This window comes from Kitasatospora sp. CB02891 (assembly GCF_002803145.1).
GTDB classification, from domain to species: Bacteria; Actinomycetota; Actinomycetes; order Streptomycetales; family Streptomycetaceae; genus Kitasatospora; species Kitasatospora griseola.
Window position 1 is genome coordinate 19,177 of the sequence record NZ_NNBO01000004.1, and the last position, 14,580, is coordinate 33,756.

12 protein-coding genes are annotated in these 14,580 nt (G+C 74.6%); 9 read left to right on the forward strand and 3 right to left on the reverse strand.

Annotation, left to right across the window (positions count from 1 at the left end):
- Positions 1-85: 85 nt before the first annotated feature.
- The 9 genes from CG736_RS11240 to CG736_RS11280 all read left to right on the forward strand — a co-directional run bounded on the left by CG736_RS11240 (position 86) and on the right by CG736_RS11280 (position 10,446).
- Positions 86-700, forward strand: a complete 615-nt coding sequence (locus CG736_RS11240; RefSeq protein WP_100586045.1) for an NUDIX hydrolase — start codon at positions 86-88, stop codon at positions 698-700.
- A gap of 421 nt (positions 701-1,121) precedes the next feature.
- The gene (locus CG736_RS11245; protein ID WP_198520448.1) at positions 1,122-3,011 is read left to right on the forward strand and encodes a tetratricopeptide repeat protein; all 1,890 of its coding nucleotides are present in this window, start codon (positions 1,122-1,124) and stop codon (positions 3,009-3,011) included.
- A 242-nt stretch (positions 3,012-3,253) separates the two neighbouring features.
- Positions 3,254-4,369, forward strand: a complete 1,116-nt coding sequence (gene ald / locus CG736_RS11250) for an alanine dehydrogenase (protein WP_100586047.1) — start codon at positions 3,254-3,256, stop codon at positions 4,367-4,369.
- 459 nt (positions 4,370-4,828) lie between these two features.
- Positions 4,829-5,890 carry a ParA family protein gene (locus CG736_RS11255; protein ID WP_035867306.1) on the forward strand — a complete coding sequence of 354 codons (1,062 nt, stop codon included), beginning with the start codon at positions 4,829-4,831 and terminating at the stop codon, positions 5,888-5,890.
- A 41-nt stretch (positions 5,891-5,931) separates the two neighbouring features.
- The gene (locus CG736_RS11260) at positions 5,932-6,393 is read left to right on the forward strand and encodes a hypothetical protein (RefSeq protein ID WP_100586381.1); all 462 of its coding nucleotides are present in this window, start codon (positions 5,932-5,934) and stop codon (positions 6,391-6,393) included.
- Positions 6,394-6,436: 43 nt separating this feature from the next.
- Complete coding sequence (locus CG736_RS11265) at positions 6,437-7,237, forward strand: ScpA family protein (protein ID WP_308431095.1); 801 nt, start codon at positions 6,437-6,439, stop codon at positions 7,235-7,237.
- Between the two features lie 170 nt (positions 7,238-7,407).
- Positions 7,408-8,004 (forward strand): SMC-Scp complex subunit ScpB, encoded by a 597-nt coding sequence (scpB, locus tag CG736_RS11270; protein ID WP_232733963.1) that lies wholly within the window; start codon positions 7,408-7,410, stop codon positions 8,002-8,004.
- Complete coding sequence (locus CG736_RS11275) at positions 8,004-9,257, forward strand: pseudouridine synthase (protein ID WP_100586050.1); 1,254 nt, start codon at positions 8,004-8,006, stop codon at positions 9,255-9,257. The genes scpB and CG736_RS11275 overlap by 1 nt, the downstream gene beginning before the upstream one ends.
- Before the next feature lie 211 nt (positions 9,258-9,468).
- On the forward strand, positions 9,469-10,446 hold the full coding sequence (locus tag CG736_RS11280; protein WP_043910246.1) for a helix-turn-helix domain-containing protein: 978 nt from the start codon (positions 9,469-9,471) through the stop codon (positions 10,444-10,446).
- Between the two features lie 5 nt (positions 10,447-10,451).
- Here the strand turns inward: CG736_RS11280 and CG736_RS11285 are convergent, their stop codons facing one another.
- From CG736_RS11285 to CG736_RS11295, 3 genes are read right to left on the reverse strand one after another with little or no spacing between them, the layout of a single operon-like run.
- Complete coding sequence (locus tag CG736_RS11285; RefSeq protein ID WP_043910248.1) at positions 10,452-10,814, reverse strand: DUF952 domain-containing protein; 363 nt, start codon at positions 10,812-10,814, stop codon at positions 10,452-10,454.
- 43 nt (positions 10,815-10,857) lie between these two features.
- Entirely contained in the window at positions 10,858-12,435 is a 1,578-nt protein-coding gene (locus CG736_RS11290; RefSeq protein WP_100586051.1) for a mucoidy inhibitor MuiA family protein, read from the reverse strand.
- Positions 12,432-14,477, reverse strand: coding sequence for a DUF4139 domain-containing protein (locus tag CG736_RS11295; protein WP_232733928.1), 2,046 nt, complete (start codon positions 14,475-14,477; stop codon positions 12,432-12,434). The genes CG736_RS11290 and CG736_RS11295 overlap by 4 nt, the downstream gene beginning before the upstream one ends.
- Between the last annotated feature and the right edge of the window lie 103 nt (positions 14,478-14,580).

The window sequence follows — 14,580 nt, forward strand, 5'->3', positions numbered from 1 at the left end:
GGGCGGGCGGCTTCGGCGTGTCGGGGCGGCTCCGTCCGCTAGATTGTGTCGGACTGACGAGAAGGGGTGGTGCCCGGTGACCGGGATGCGCGACGTGGCCGAGGAATGGGACGTCCGGGACGGACGGACGCCCTTCCAGGGCAGGATGACCGGGATGCGCTCCGAGCAGGTGCGGATGCCCGACGGCAGCTGGGCCCAGCGCGACTACCAGCTCCACCCCGGTTCGGTGGGCGTCCTCGCCGTCGACGAACAGGCCCGCGTCCTCGTCCTGCGCCAGTACCGGCACCCCGTCCGGCACCGGCTCTGGGAACTGCCCGCCGGACTCCTCGACGTGCCCGGGGAGAACCCGCTGCACGCCGCCCAGCGCGAACTCTTCGAAGAGGCCTACTGCAAGGCCGGCGCCTGGCGCGTCCTGGTCGACTTCTACACCTCGCCCGGCGGCAGCAACGAGGCCCTGCGGCTCTTCCTCGCCACCGACCTGTCCGAGGCCGAGGGGGAGCGGTACGCCGCTCACGGCGAGGAACTGGAGCTGGAATCCGCCTGGGTCCCGCTCGAACAACTCCTCGACCTGGTCCTGGCCGGCGAACTCCACAACCCCACCCTGGTCACCGGCGCCCTCGCCCTCCACGCCACCCTCACCCGCGGCGGCATCGACACCCTCCGCCCGGCCGACGCGCCCTGGCCGGCCCGGCCGTTCTGAGACGTCGCTCCGCGGAGCGCTCCGCGGGCCGCTCCGCGGGGTCGACGGGGTGGTGGGCGCGCTCCGCGCGGGGATGAGGGCGAGGAGAGGACGCGCTTCGCGCGGGTGGCCCGGCTTCGCGCGGGTGGCCCGGCTTCGCGCGGTGGGCCCGGCTTCGCGCGGTGGGCCCGGCTTCGCGCGGTGGGCCCGGCTTCGCGCGGTGGGCGTGTGTCTCCTTCTTCCTGCGGGGTGATCCCGGGTGATTCGGGATTCCTTCCTCCCGTCCTGCGCGGAGCGCGTTTGCCGGGTTGGGCCGGGGGGGTGGTGTGGGGGTTGGCGGGACCGGGGTGTCTCGGCGTGGCGGGGTGGCCGAACTACGCTTCGCGGACAGGGCCCGGTGTGCGGGTCCGGGGCGCTGGGCGACGGGTCGGGAGTGGCGCGGGTGGCGAGGGATACGGCGGCGGTGGCCGAGGCGGCCCGGATCTTCGACGCGTTGCCTGCGGGCGCCCGGCCGTTCGGGGGGCGTACGGCGGAGCTGGCGGCGCTGACGGTGGCCGCGGGGCGGCCGTCGTCGGGGCGGGGGCGGCTGTCGGTGCTGGCGGGGCGACCGGGTTCGGGCCGCACCGCGTTGGCCGTGCAGTGGGCCCGCAGCGTCGCCGCGGACTACCCGGACGGGTTGCTGTACGCGCGGCTGTCGGCGCCGGACGGGACGAGGGTGGGCGCGGGGCGGGCCGCCCGGATGCTGCTGGACCAGCTCGGTGAACGGCCCGGCCTGGCGCTGCTGCCCGGCGCCGCCGAGGAGGACCCGGCGTGCGAGGCGCTGCGCGAGGCCCTGGCCTCGCGGCGGGCGCTGCTGCTGCTGGACGACGTGCGGGACACCGGCCAGGTGTGGCCGCTGCTCGCGGAGAAGACCGAGTCGCTGCTGCTGGCGACCACCTCGGGGCCGCTGACCGGCATCGACGGCATCGATCCGGTGATCCTGGGCGGGCTGGAGCACCGCGCGACCCTCGACCTGCTGTCCGCGCTGGTCGGCGGCACCCGGATCTCCTGCGATCCGGTGGGCGCGGCCGAGCTCGCGGAGGCGTGCGCCAACCGCCCGGCGGCGTTGCGGCTGGCCGCGGGCTGGTTGCGCAGCGAGCCCCGGCTGCCCGTCACCGAGGCCGCGGAGCGCCTGCGGCGTCCGCCGGAGCAGCAGGCGCGGGAGCGCTCCCGCGCGGAGGCGGCGGAGCAGCCGGACACCGTGCCGGTGGTGGAGGGCGACCCGCTGCGGGGCGCGTTCGAGCCCGCGTACCGGCGGCTGCCGGCCGCCCGGGCGCGGCTGTTGCGGCTGTGCACGCTGGCGCCCGGCCAGCTGGTCGACCTGCGCACCGCGTCGGCGCTGGTGGGCTGTCCGGCGCCGGAGGCCGGGTCGCACCTGGCGGCGCTGGCCGAGCTGGAGCTGATGGAGCGGGAGCCGGCGGCCGCCGACGGCACCGAGCGCTACCGGGTGCCGGGGCGGCTGTACGGGCGGCTGGTGGAGCTGCGCGGCGAGCTGGACCGGCCGTCCGAGCTGGAGCTGGCCCGGGCCCGGCTGCTGGAGCGGCTGGTGCGGCTGGTCGATTCGGCGCGGCTGCTGCTGGACCCGGCGGCCGGCCCGAACCCCGACCCGCTGCCGGGGCCGCTGCGGCTGCGTTCGGCGGCGCACGCCGGGCAGTGGCTGCTGGGGGAACGTGAGCAACTTCTCGCCGCCGTCGCGGACGCCGTCGGCCAGGGCGACCTGGACGGCACCGCGGGCCGTCTGGTGGCGGCGCTGCTGCGGGCCCTGCCGCTGACCGGGGAGGCCGCGCCGGCGGACCTGCACGCGCTGCACGAGTCGGTGCTCAAGGTCGCCGAGCGGCAGGGCGCCCCGCGCCGGGCCGCCGCCGCGCTGCTCAACCTCGGCGACCTGCAGGCGGACGCGGACCGCTGGGAGCAGGCCGCCGAGCGCTACCGCCGGGCGGTGGAGCTGTCCCGGGGCGCGGGCGACGAGGGCGGCTGTGCCCGGGCGCTGGAGGGGGTGGGCCACTGCCACCGGGCGCTGGGCGATCCGCTGCGGGCCGCCGACGCGTACGGGCGGGCGCTGGTGCTGCGGCAGGCGGTCGGCGACCAGGTCACGGAGGCCCGGCTGCTGGTGCGGGTGGCGGAGGCGCACACCGCGCTGCGGCGCTTCGAGGAGGCGCTGCGGGAGTACCGCTCGGCGGCGGCGGTGCTGCGCCGGATCGGCGACCGGGCGGGCGAGCAGCAGGTCGCGGGGCTGGCCGCGCGGCTGCGGCAGCATCTGGGCCGGGAGGGGTTTCGTCCACTTTCGGAGTAGTGTCTTGAGTGCGGAGTTCGCCCCGCAATGTGGCCTCAGGAAGCCTGCAAGCCTACGAACTTGCCAATGAGTCGAGCTGATTTGTTCGCTTTGGAAGGCTGACACGCTTCCTGGGCTTCATTACAATCGAACTCAGTCGCGCATGGATCCATGCACCGGTTGTCCCGTTGTGCCCCCCTCGTGCGCGTCGCCCCGCCGGTCTTCCCCCGGTAGGTTCCCCATGGCAAGAGGACGTGTTAGCCGTGAAGGTCGGCATCCCCCGCGAGGTCAAGAACCACGAGTACCGCGTGGCCATCACGCCTGCCGGTGTGCATGAGCTGGTCCGCAACGGACACGAGGTCGTCATCGAGGACAACGCCGGTGTCGGCTCCTCGATCCCCAACGAGGAGTACGTGGCCGCCGGCGCCACCATCCTCCCCACCGCCGACGAGGTGTGGGCCGCGGCCGACATGATCCTCAAGGTGAAGGAGCCCATCGCGTCGGAGTACCACCGACTGCGCAAGGGCCAGACCCTCTTCACCTACCTGCACCTGGCGGCCGACCGCCCGGGCACGGACGCGCTGCTCGCCTCCGGCACCACCGCCATCGCGTACGAGACCGTGCAGCTGGCGAACGGCGCCCTGCCGCTGCTGGCCCCGATGTCCGAGGTCGCGGGCCGCCTGGCCCCGCAGGTCGGCTCGTACCACCTGATGCGTCCGGCCGGCGGCCGCGGCACCCTGCCCGGCGGCGTGCCCGGCACCCACTCGGCCAAGGCCGTCGTCATCGGCGGTGGCGTCTCCGGCTGGCACGCGGCCACCATCGCCATCGGCATGGGCTACGACGTGACCCTGCTGGACCGCGACATCAACAAGCTGCGCGAGGCCGACAAGATCTTCGGCAACAAGATCAAGGCCATCGTCTCCAACTCCTTCGAGCTGGAGAAGGCCGTCGTCGAGGCCGACCTGGTCATCGGCGCCGTGCTGATCCCGGGCGCCAAGGCCCCGAAGCTCGTCACCAACGAGCTGGTCTCCCGCATGAAGCCGGGCTCCGTGCTCGTCGACATCGCCATCGACCAGGGCGGCTGCTTCGAGGACTCGCACGCCACCACGCACGCCGAGCCGACCTTCCAGGTCCACAACTCGGTCTTCTACTGCGTGGCGAACATGCCGGGCGCCGTCCCGAACACCTCCACCTACGCGCTCACCAACGCCACCCTGCCGTACGTGGTGGAGCTGGCGAACCGTGGCTGGAAGGACGCGCTGCGCCGCGACGCCGCGCTCGCCAAGGGCCTGAACGTGCACGAGGGCCAGATCACCTTCCCGGCCGTCGCCGAGGCCTTCGGCCTGGAGTCGGTCTCGCTGGAGAGCGTCCTCGCCTGACGCCCCGCACCCGCTGTCGCCCCCGGCCGTCCGTCCTGTTCGGTCCGGGGGCTTCGGCATGCCCGAAGCGGCCCCGGGGTTTCGCCGAGGCGCCCGGAGGCGTCCACGGCCGGTCAATTCCGGTGCGGTTTGTCACCCGCTCTGTCGACAAGGACACCTGACGCCCCCTCACGGCCCGCCGCCTGCGCGGAAACGTTAGGGTCGTCTCTTGACACGGGGTGGGTGAGTGGCCGACACAACCGGCCCACTACCGTGGATTGTGTTGCTGCGAATGCCCGAAACGGCCTAGAGTCGCAAACCGTTGGCATGCTGCCACGCTGACGAATCGACATAGAGTCCTGGATGTCCAAGGAGGTAAGACGACTTGTGAATGAGTCGACATTTGCTCCCGGGGGTGGTCAGCCAGGACTGGCGGAGCTCTCCGCCGGGCAGCCGAACGAGGAAGCCCGGCACGCCACGGTGGGTGCGCAGGAGGTCGGCTCGGTCGCGGTCCGCACCTTCGAGGCGCGTCAGAGCGCGGCGACGGCCGCCACCGACTACGACGCCGACTTCGCGGCGTACGGCCTGGCCTACAACGAGCTCGGCTACGGGCCCTACGACGACCCGGACGCCGAGTACGAGCCCGACCCCGAGTACGCCGCCACGCTGGCCCCCGACGCGGCCCGCCAGCGCCGCGAGCGGGTCGGACCGACCGGCCGTCCGCTGCCGTACTTCCCGATCCCCGCGCCGATCGCCGAGCACGGCCCCGCGCAGATCATCGCGATGTGCAACCAGAAGGGCGGAGTCGGCAAGACCACCTCCACCATCAACCTGGGCGCCGCACTCGCCGAGTACGGCCGCCGGGTCCTGCTGGTGGACTTCGACCCGCAGGGCGCGCTCTCCGTCGGCCTGGGCGTCAACCCGATGGAACTCGACGTCACGGTCTACAACCTGCTCATGGAGCGGGGCCTGACGGCCGATGAGGTCCTGCTGAAGACCGCCATCCCTGGCATGGACCTGCTGCCGTCCAACATCGACCTGTCCGCCGCCGAGGTGCAGCTGGTCAGCGAGGTCGCCCGCGAGTCCGCGCTGGCCCGCGCGCTCAAGCCGCTGCTGCCCGACTACGACTACGTCATCATCGACTGCCAGCCTTCGCTGGGCCTGCTGACGGTCAATGCCCTGACGGCCGCTCACAGCGTCATCGTGCCGCTGGAGTGCGAGTTCTTCGCGCTGCGCGGCGTCGCGCTGCTCACCGAGACCATCGAGAAGGTCTGCGAGCGGCTCAACCCCGAACTGCGCCTGGACGGCATCCTCGCCACCATGTACGACTCCCGCACCGTGCACTCGCGCGAGGTGCTGGCCCGGGTCGTCGAGGCGTTCGGCGAGCACGTCTTCCACACCGTCATCGGACGGACCGTCAGGTTCCCCGAGACCACCGTGGCCGGCGAGCCGATCACCACCTACGCCACCAACTCGGTCGGCGCGGCCGCCTACCGACAGCTCGCCAGGGAGGTGCTCGACCGGTGCCGCCCCGTCGAGTGAGCCTCCCGGGGGCCGACGAACTGTTCCGGGCAACCGGCGGAATGGCCCTGTCGCCCTCGCTCGCACGCAACGGCTCCGGCGGCGGCGCCAGTGCCTCCGGCGGCGCCGCACGGGCGCAGGAGCCCGTGAAGGACGCTCAGGGCGCTTCCGGGGCGGGCCGCACCGCGGACGTCCCGGCCGCCCGGCCGGAGCCCGCCGCGGGCCCTGCGGGGCGCGCGGAGGACCCCGCGGAGGCGGCCCGGCGGGCGGCGACCACGACGGTGCGCGGACGCGGACGGACCCGGCGCCCGTCCGGGCGGGAGCGGCACGACGAGAAGATCACCGTGTACGTGTCCGCCGAGGAGCTGATGGACCTGGAGCACGCGCGGCTGGTGCTGCGCGGCGAGCACGGGCTGGCGGTCGACCGCGGGCGGGTGGTTCGCGAGGCGATCTCGGTGGTGCTGGCGGATCTGGAGCAGCGGGGCGAGGCGTCGATTCTCGTGCGGCGGCTGCGCGGGCGGTAGCGCTCGCCCGGTTTTCGCTCCTCGTCTGCCAGAATTACCCGTTGTGTTCCAGGTCCGGTTGGAGAACTTCGAGGGGCCGTTCGACCTGCTGCTCGGGCTGATCGCGAAGCACAGGATGGATGTCACCGAGGTGGCGCTGTCGCGGGTCACGGACGAGTTCGTGGCGCACATCCGGGCGATGGGGCCGGAGTGGGACCTGGATGCGGCGACCGAGTTCCTGGTGGTGGCGGCGACGCTGCTGGACCTGAAGGCGGCGCGACTGCTCCCGGTGGCGGAGGTCGAGGACGAGGAGGACCTGGCGCTGCTGGAGGCGCGGGACCTGCTGTTCGCGCGGCTGTTGCAGTACCGGGCGTACAAGAAGGTGGCGGAGCTGTTCGCCGAGCGGTGGGCGGCGGAGTCGTTGCGGCGGCCGCGGACGGTCGGGCTGGAGCCGCACCACGCGCAGCTGCTGCCCGAGGTGGTGCTGTCGATCGGGCCGGAGCGGTTCGCGCAGCTGGCGGCGAGGGCGTTCGTGCCGAAGCCGAAGCCGGCGGTGTACGTGGACCACATCCACATGCCGCCGGTGAGCGTGCGGGAGCAGGCGGCGCTGGTGGTGGAGCGGCTGAGCGCGCTGGGGGAGGCGACGTTCGGGCGACTGGTGGCGGACGCGGACAACGCGCTGGTGGTGGTGGCGCGGTTCCTGGCGCTGCTGGAGCTGTACCGGGAGAAGGTGCTGGCGTTCGAGCAGCCGCAGGCTCTGGAGGAGCTGGTGGTGCGCTGGGTCGCCGAGGGGGACCGGACGGTCGAGGTGACCGACGAGTTCGACCGTCCCGCGGACGGCGGCGAGGAAGGCGGTGCCCGATGACGGAGCAGCGGTCGCGGCGGACGCTGGGCCTGCCCGGGCAGGCCCGGCCCGGGGAGTGGCAGGAATCGGCGTACCCCGACGGCGAGCGGGTGGAGCCGGTGGAGCGGGTCCTGGCGCTGCCCGAGGCGGAGGCCGGGGTGCCGCTGCGGGCGGCGCTGGAGGCGGTGCTGATGGTCGCCGACGAGCCGGTGGCGGAGGGCCGGCTGGCCTCGGTGCTGGCCGCGTCGGCGAGTGAAGTGGCTGCTGTGCTGCGGGAGTTGGCGGCGGAGTACGCCGCGCAGGGGCGCGGTTTCGAGCTGCGGCAGGTGGCCGGCGGGTGGCGGTTCTACAGCCGTGCGGAGTGTTCGGCGGCGGTGGAGCGGTTCGTCCTGGACGGGCAGCAGGCCCGGCTCACGCAGGCCGCGCTGGAGACTCTGGCGGTGGTGGCGTACCGGCAGCCGGTGTCGCGCGGGCGGGTTTCCGCGGTCCGTGGTGTGAACTGCGACGGCGTGATGCGTACCCTGGTACAGCGAGGACTGGTCGAAGAAGCCGGCACCGAGCCCGAGACCGGAGCGATCCTGTATCGGACGACGAACTACTTCCTGGAACGGATGGGGCTGCGCGGCCTGGACGAGCTGCCGGAGCTCGCGCCCTTCCTGCCCGAGGTCGACGACGTGGAAACGGAGTCCCTTGAGGGCACGATGATCGCGCAGGCGGTCGCCGCCGCACAGGAGGGGCCGAACCAGGCCGACCCGGACCCAGACGGAAACGACGTACGGACATTTTGATGCGTAGCAGTGGCAACGGCAGGAACAGCGGCGGCGGCGGTCAAGGCCGGGGCGGACAGGGCGGCCGGGGTGGCCAGCAGGGCGGCGGCCGCGGCGGGTCGTCCTACGGCCAGGGCGGCGGCAGCCGGGGCGGGTCGTCCTCCTACGGCCAGGGCGGCGGCGGCAGCCGGGGCGGGTCGTCCTACGGCCAGGGTGGCGGCAGCCGGGGCGGATCGTCCCGCGGCGGCTCGGGCTCGTACGGGGGCTCGCAGCGCGGTGGCAGCGGGCGCGAGGAGCGCCGCTACCCGGACCGGCCGCTGCGGCCGGAGGAGCGCAAGTACGACCGCCCCGAGTACGGCGGCGGCCCGAACGCGACGCCGGGGCGCGGCGCGTTCGGCTCCCGCAAGCCCGGTGCGGCGCCCCGGCCGCGTCGGGACGGGCAGGGCGCGCCCGGCGACCCGCGGCGTCAGCCGCAGCGCTCGCGCGAGCTGCAGGGCAAGATCGAGGACCGGGTGCTGGCCCGGCACGAGGGCCCCGGCAAGCAGGTCGGCGAAGAGGGCGAGCGCCTGCAGAAGGTGCTGGCCCGGGCCGGCATGGGCAGCCGTCGGGCCTGCGAGGAGCTGATCGCGCAGGGCCGGGTCGAGGTCAACGGCAAGCTCGTGGTCGAGCAGGGCCTGCGGGTCGACCCGATGAACGACGAGATCAAGGTCGACGGACTGACCGTCGCCACCCAGTCCTACCTGTTCTTCGCGCTGAACAAGCCGGCCGGCGTGGTCTCCACCATGGAGGACCCGGAGGGCCGCCAGTGCCTGGGCGACTACGTGACCAACCGGGAGACCCGGCTGTTCCACGTCGGCCGTCTGGACACCGAGACCGAGGGCATCATCCTGCTCACCAACCACGGCGAGCTGGCCCACCGGCTGACCCACCCCAAGTACGGCGTCACCAAGACGTACCTGGCGGCCATCCAGGGCCCGATCCCGCGCGACCTGGGCAAGCAGCTCGCCAAGGGCGTGGAGCTGGAGGACGGCTGGGCGCGCGCCGACAGCTTCAAGGTGATCTCGAACGTCGGCAAGAACTACCTGGTCGAGGTGACCCTGCACGAGGGCCGCAAGCACATCGTGCGTCGCCTGCTGGCCGAGGTCGGCTTCCCGGTGGAGAAGCTGGTCCGCACCGCGTTCGGGCCGATCTCGCTCGGCGACCAGAAGTCGGGCTGGCTGCGCCGCCTGACCAACCCCGAGGTCGGGGCGCTGATGAACGAGGTCGGGCTGTAACGGCAGCCCTTGCCGGGAGCCCGTTCGCCGTTCACGGCGAACGGGCTCCCGGCGTGTACGGAGGCTTTGCCGGGTCTTGACCGGCGAGGCGGGCCGTGCGGCCTTGCTATCGTTCGACTCGTTGGCAGAAGATTGCCACCGAAGTTCGCCCCGGCGCGTGGCGGAAGTGCGCCACCGCGTCAGGGGACGGGGCGGCGGGGGAAGGAAGTTCATGCTCGACGCATTCACCGTGCTGGGCCTCGGCCGGCCGGACGGCCAGGTGTACGCCGCGCTGGTCGTCGCGCCGCAGTCGACCGCCCAGGAGCTGGCCGAACACTGCGGCCTGACCCTGGACCAGTGCCGACAGGCGCTGGACCGCCTCGCCGAACAGGGCATGGCGACGCGCGCCCCGGTCGACCGGGAGCGCTACCTGGCGGTCGCCCCAGACGTCGCCATCGGCACCCTGATAGGCCATCGCGAGGCCGAACTGCGCTCCGCCCGCGCCGAGATGCACCGCCTGATGGACGCCTTCCGGGAGGCGTCGCGGTACACCGACCCCGCGCACTCGGTGGAGGTGCTCACCGGCGGCGAGGCGATCGCCCAGCGGCTGGAGCACCTGGTGGAGTCCGGCCAGTACCAGATCCGCGGCTTCGACTGCCCGCCGTACGTGCAGGACCCGACCGTGCAGCAGCCCCGGCAGCGGGCCAAGCTCAAGGCCGGGGTGCGGATCCGCACCGTCTTCGACAAGGAGGCGATCGCCTGGCCCGGGCGGCTGGAGCAGGAGATCCTCACCGGCGTCGAGGACGGCGAGGAGGCCCGGGTGCGGCCGGTGCTGCCGATGAAGATGATGATGGCCGACGACAAGATGGCGATCATCCCGATCAGCGTCGGCGACAGCGTCCTGGACGCCGCGTACGTCATCCACCCGTCCGCGCTGCTGCAGGCCCTGGACGCGCTGTTCGAGGCCGAGTGGGAGCGGGCCGTGCCGCTGCAGACCGTGATCGGCGGCGGCGACGGCCCCGGGCCGGACTCCGACCACCTGAAGCTGCTCGGGCTGCTCGCCGCCGGCCTCACCGACGAGTCGATCGCCCGCTCGCTCGGCTGGAGCGCCCGCACCACCCAGCGCCGCCTGCAGGGCCTGATGCGCGAACTCGGGGCCACCACCCGGTTCCAGGCCGGGATGGCGGCCCGCGAGCGCGGCTGGCTGTAGCCCGGCTAGCTCCAGGGGCGCAGCGCGGCCCAGCGCCCGTCCGGGCCGCGCTCCACCTTCTCCAGGCCCACCACGGCCGTCCGGTTCAGCCGCCCGTAGATGTGCGGGAACAGCACCCCCGGGGTGCTGCCGGGAGGCGGCCCGCCGGTGGCCGCCTCCCACTTCACCATCGGTTCGACGAGCTTCTCCTCGATCAGCAGCGCCATCAGCGGATCCGGGGAGTCCGGGAAGTACTGGTTGGCGACCGCCAGCACCGTGGTCTCGTCCGGCGAGCAGTGCAGGAAGCCCTCGGTGAGCAGCGAGGCGGCGGTGTACGGCCGGCCCGGGTCGCGCAGCCAGTCGTCCAGCGGGGCGAGATGGTAGATCATGTCTCTTTTGTACCGGAGTTGACGGCCTGTCGGGCGCGGCCGCTCACAGGCCCGCCACCTTCGCCGCCGCCGACACCTCGTACACCAGCGTGACGGTGCGCCGGCCGCCCGGCGGCAGCGGCACCTCCCAGCGGGCGACGCCGTCGGCGTCCAGCTCGTCGGGCGGCGGCGCGCAGCGGTCCTTGCGCAGCCGCACCTCCACCGCCTGCACCTCGGAGACCGGGATCCGCTCGCGGACCGTCACCACCTGCTCGGCGTCCTCGCCCGGCGCGGAGAACCGCGACAGGTGCAGGCGCACCGTACGGGTCAGCAGGGTGCGCTGGCCGCCCAGGCCGGCGCCCTCGCGGCGCTCCTCGAACTCCCGCACCACCCGCACGCCGTCCGTGGAACCGAACGCCAGCCGCACCGGCGCGCCCGCCGCGGCGAACTCCAGCGCGCCCCGGCCGGTCCAACCGGAGCCGCGCACCAGGTCCACCGGGCCGGCCAGCAGCGCGTGCCCCGAGGCGTTGCGGAACGACACCACCTCCGTCACCAGCTCCGACAGCTCCGGCGCCGCCGCGAACTCGCTGCGCGCCCCGGTCTCGAACGCGCTCACCGGCACCCGGTGCGCCCGCCCGTCCGAGGGCACCGTGACCGGCTCCGCGGCCCGCAGCACCCGCACCTCGCCGCCGTCGTCCACCCCCGGCAGGCCCGGCTCCAGCGGGCCCGCGTCGGCGATCGCCTGCTCGCGCAGCTCCACCTCGACGGTCTTCTTCTCCTGCGCCGAGCGCTCCCGCAGCACCAGCCGGTCCTCGACCAGCGCCGGCGGCTCGCCCGCCGACGCGGAACGGGCCGTGGACAGCGTCAGCGCCACGTTCGACCAGTCCTCGCCGGTGCGCTGCCACACCACCGCCTCGGTCTCCAACCGCAGTGCGTCGCCCGCCAGTTCGGCCCGGTACGCGGGCCGCCACAGCGCGCACGCCGTCAGATGCCCCACCCGGGCCAGGAACCGGCCCGGCTCGGAGCACTCCACCGACAGCTCCACGAACGCCAGCAGCTCGACCGGCTCCTCCTCGGCCCGGGACAGCGCCAGCTCGGCGTGCCCCTGGGCCGCCGTCAGCTCGGACGCGCGCATCCGCGAGGCCCGCAACTGCTCGCCGTACGACTCCCGCTCGGCGTCCACCCGGTCCAGCTCGCGCGACCAGCGGGCCTGCTCCAGCTCGCCGACGCCCGCGCCCTCGCCGATCTCCCGCAGCAGGTCCGCAGCCAGCTGGCCGAGCAGCGCCAGCCGCGCCTCCAGGCGCTCCTGGCGGCGCGACTCCGTCAGGTACTCGCGCTCCAGCCGGTGCACCCGGCGGCGCAGCGCCGAATCGTCGGCGCCCGGCGCGAGCGGCGCCGGCGGCTGCCAGGACCGCACCAGGCGGACGTCCAGCACCTTCGCCGCCTCGGTCGGCGCGCCGTCCCCGGCCAGCACCGCCGCGTGCAGCGAACGGTCCACCGCCAGCGCCGTCACCGGGCCCAGCCGCAGCCGGTGCACGCCCGGCGCCAGCTCCAGCTCCGCCGTCCGCTCCAGCTGCGCCCGGTCCTCCAGGCACGTCACCGCGGTCACCGGAAGGGCGATCGTCTCCTCGTCCACGTTCAACTCCTTCGGTTCCCGCCGACCACGGCCTTACCGGCCGGGATCCGGATCACATAACCGCCCGTCAGCTCCGTCGAACCCCCGGCCGGCACCACCACCCGCCGGATCCGCGCCGACGACGGCAGCTGCGCGGTCGGCTCCTCGGGCGGCGACCAGCCCGGCCGCTCCTCGACCCGCACCTCCGCGTCACCGCTCACCGGCACCCGCTCGCGGACCTCCACCGGCGCGTCGTGCGGCAGCCGGTTCACCAACTCGATCCGCACCTGGTGGTCCAGCACCGCCGTCGAGTTCAACACCCCCGACGTCGACTCCCGCACCTCGGTGTGCCGGGCCACCCGCACCTCCTCCGCGCGGCCCAGGCCCACCTCGCGCACCCCGCCGGGCGCCAGCGTCGGCAGCGCCGCCGTCGTCAGGAAGCCGCCGTCCACCGACACCTCCACCGGCCCCGCCAGCAGCGCGTGCGCCGTGCCGTTCGCCAGCTCCAGCACCGCGTACACCGCCTCCTCCACCGACGGCACGCACACGTAGCGCGTCGCCACCTCCACCGGTAGCTCCGCCACCGCCACCGTGTGCCACACCCCGTCCGACGGGATCTCGGCCGGCGCCGCCGCGTCGAACCGGTGGTCGAACGACCCCGCCGACTCGCGCGGCCGCACCGCGAACACCGGCAGCGGCAGCCCGCCCACCGCCTCCGCGCCCCGCAACGCGCCCGCCGCGGCCGACTCGCCCCGCGGGAACAGCCGGCCCCGGCGGAACGACTCCTCCTGCGCGCCCGCCAGCACCAGCCCCGCGTAGTCCAACTGGTCCGCGGACGGACGCGGCCCCGCCGGGACGGCGGGCTCGGCCAGGTCGGCGGCCGCATCGGCGGACGGCTCCGCCATGAACGGCGCGGGCACCGCACCGCCGTACGCCATCACCTCGGCCGGCGCTCCCGCCGGCGGCGGGCCCTGCGGGGCGGCCGGCGCCGGCATCGAGCGCGGCTGCATCGAGGGCGCCGCGCCGAAACCCGCCGGGCGGGCCTTCGCGGACGCACCACCGCCCGCCGGACGGCCCGGCTTCGGCGCCACCGGGGCCGGCGCCGCCGCAGCCACCGGCACCGCGCCGATCGCCCGCGGCCCCTCCGGCACCGGCTTCGACGCCTGCGCGCCCACCCAGTCGGCGAACAGCTCGTCCAGCCCGGCCGGCTGCGCCCGCCACCCCGACGGCGCCGGAGCCGGCTGCCGACGGCCGATCCGCAGCGAACTCAGCCGCGGCAGCCCGCTCGGCCGGGCCAGATCCGCCGTCGACAGCGCGAGCCGCACCCCCGACCAATCCTCGCCCGTGCGCTGCGCCACCGACGCCCGCAACGTCAGCCGGGCCGCACGCTCACCCCGGCGGTGCGCCAACTGGTACGTCGGCACCCACACCGCGCCCGGCACCGCGTACTCCACCTCCAACTCCACCGGCCCCGCGCCGCGGACCGTCACCACCGCCCGCGCCGACGACTCCACCCCGCCCGGCTGATCGGCGCTCGACCGCTGCCGCGCACGGACCGACGCCACGTCGAACGCGTGGTCCGCCGACGCGACCTGCTGCGCCAGCTCCACCGCCCGCTCGTGCAGCACCGCGAGACGCGCGTCCACGAACTCCGCCAGCTCCAGCACCGCGTCCGCCGGCGCCCGCCGCAAGCCCTCGTCGCGGCGGCGCTGCGGCGACACCGGGCGCAGCGCCGCCACCTCCCGGATCCGCGCGTCCAACCGCTCCTGACGCTCCACCAGGCGGTCGCGCTCCGCGCCCAGCTCCTTCAACTCCCGCTCCCAGGCGGGCGATTCGTCCTCCTCGCGGACGCTCTCGACATGCTCGACCCGGGCCTCCACGACCCGCGCCCCGCCGGACAGCACCCGCACCCGCAGCGAACCCTCCGCGGCGAGCCGCGGCAGCCCCGTCACCCGCACCCGGCCGTCCGCCGGCAGTACACCCGACGCGCGGCGACGGCACACCGCACCCACCGCGTGCACCACCACCGACTCCAGCCCCGACTCCCACACCGCCAGCTGCCCCGCCACCTCGCCCCCTTCGCCACCGGCCCGCACCCCGGACCCGGGCGCCCAGTCTGCACCCAACCGCCGTCACACCACCCGGATTTCCCCTGCGCGTCGGCCAACCGCG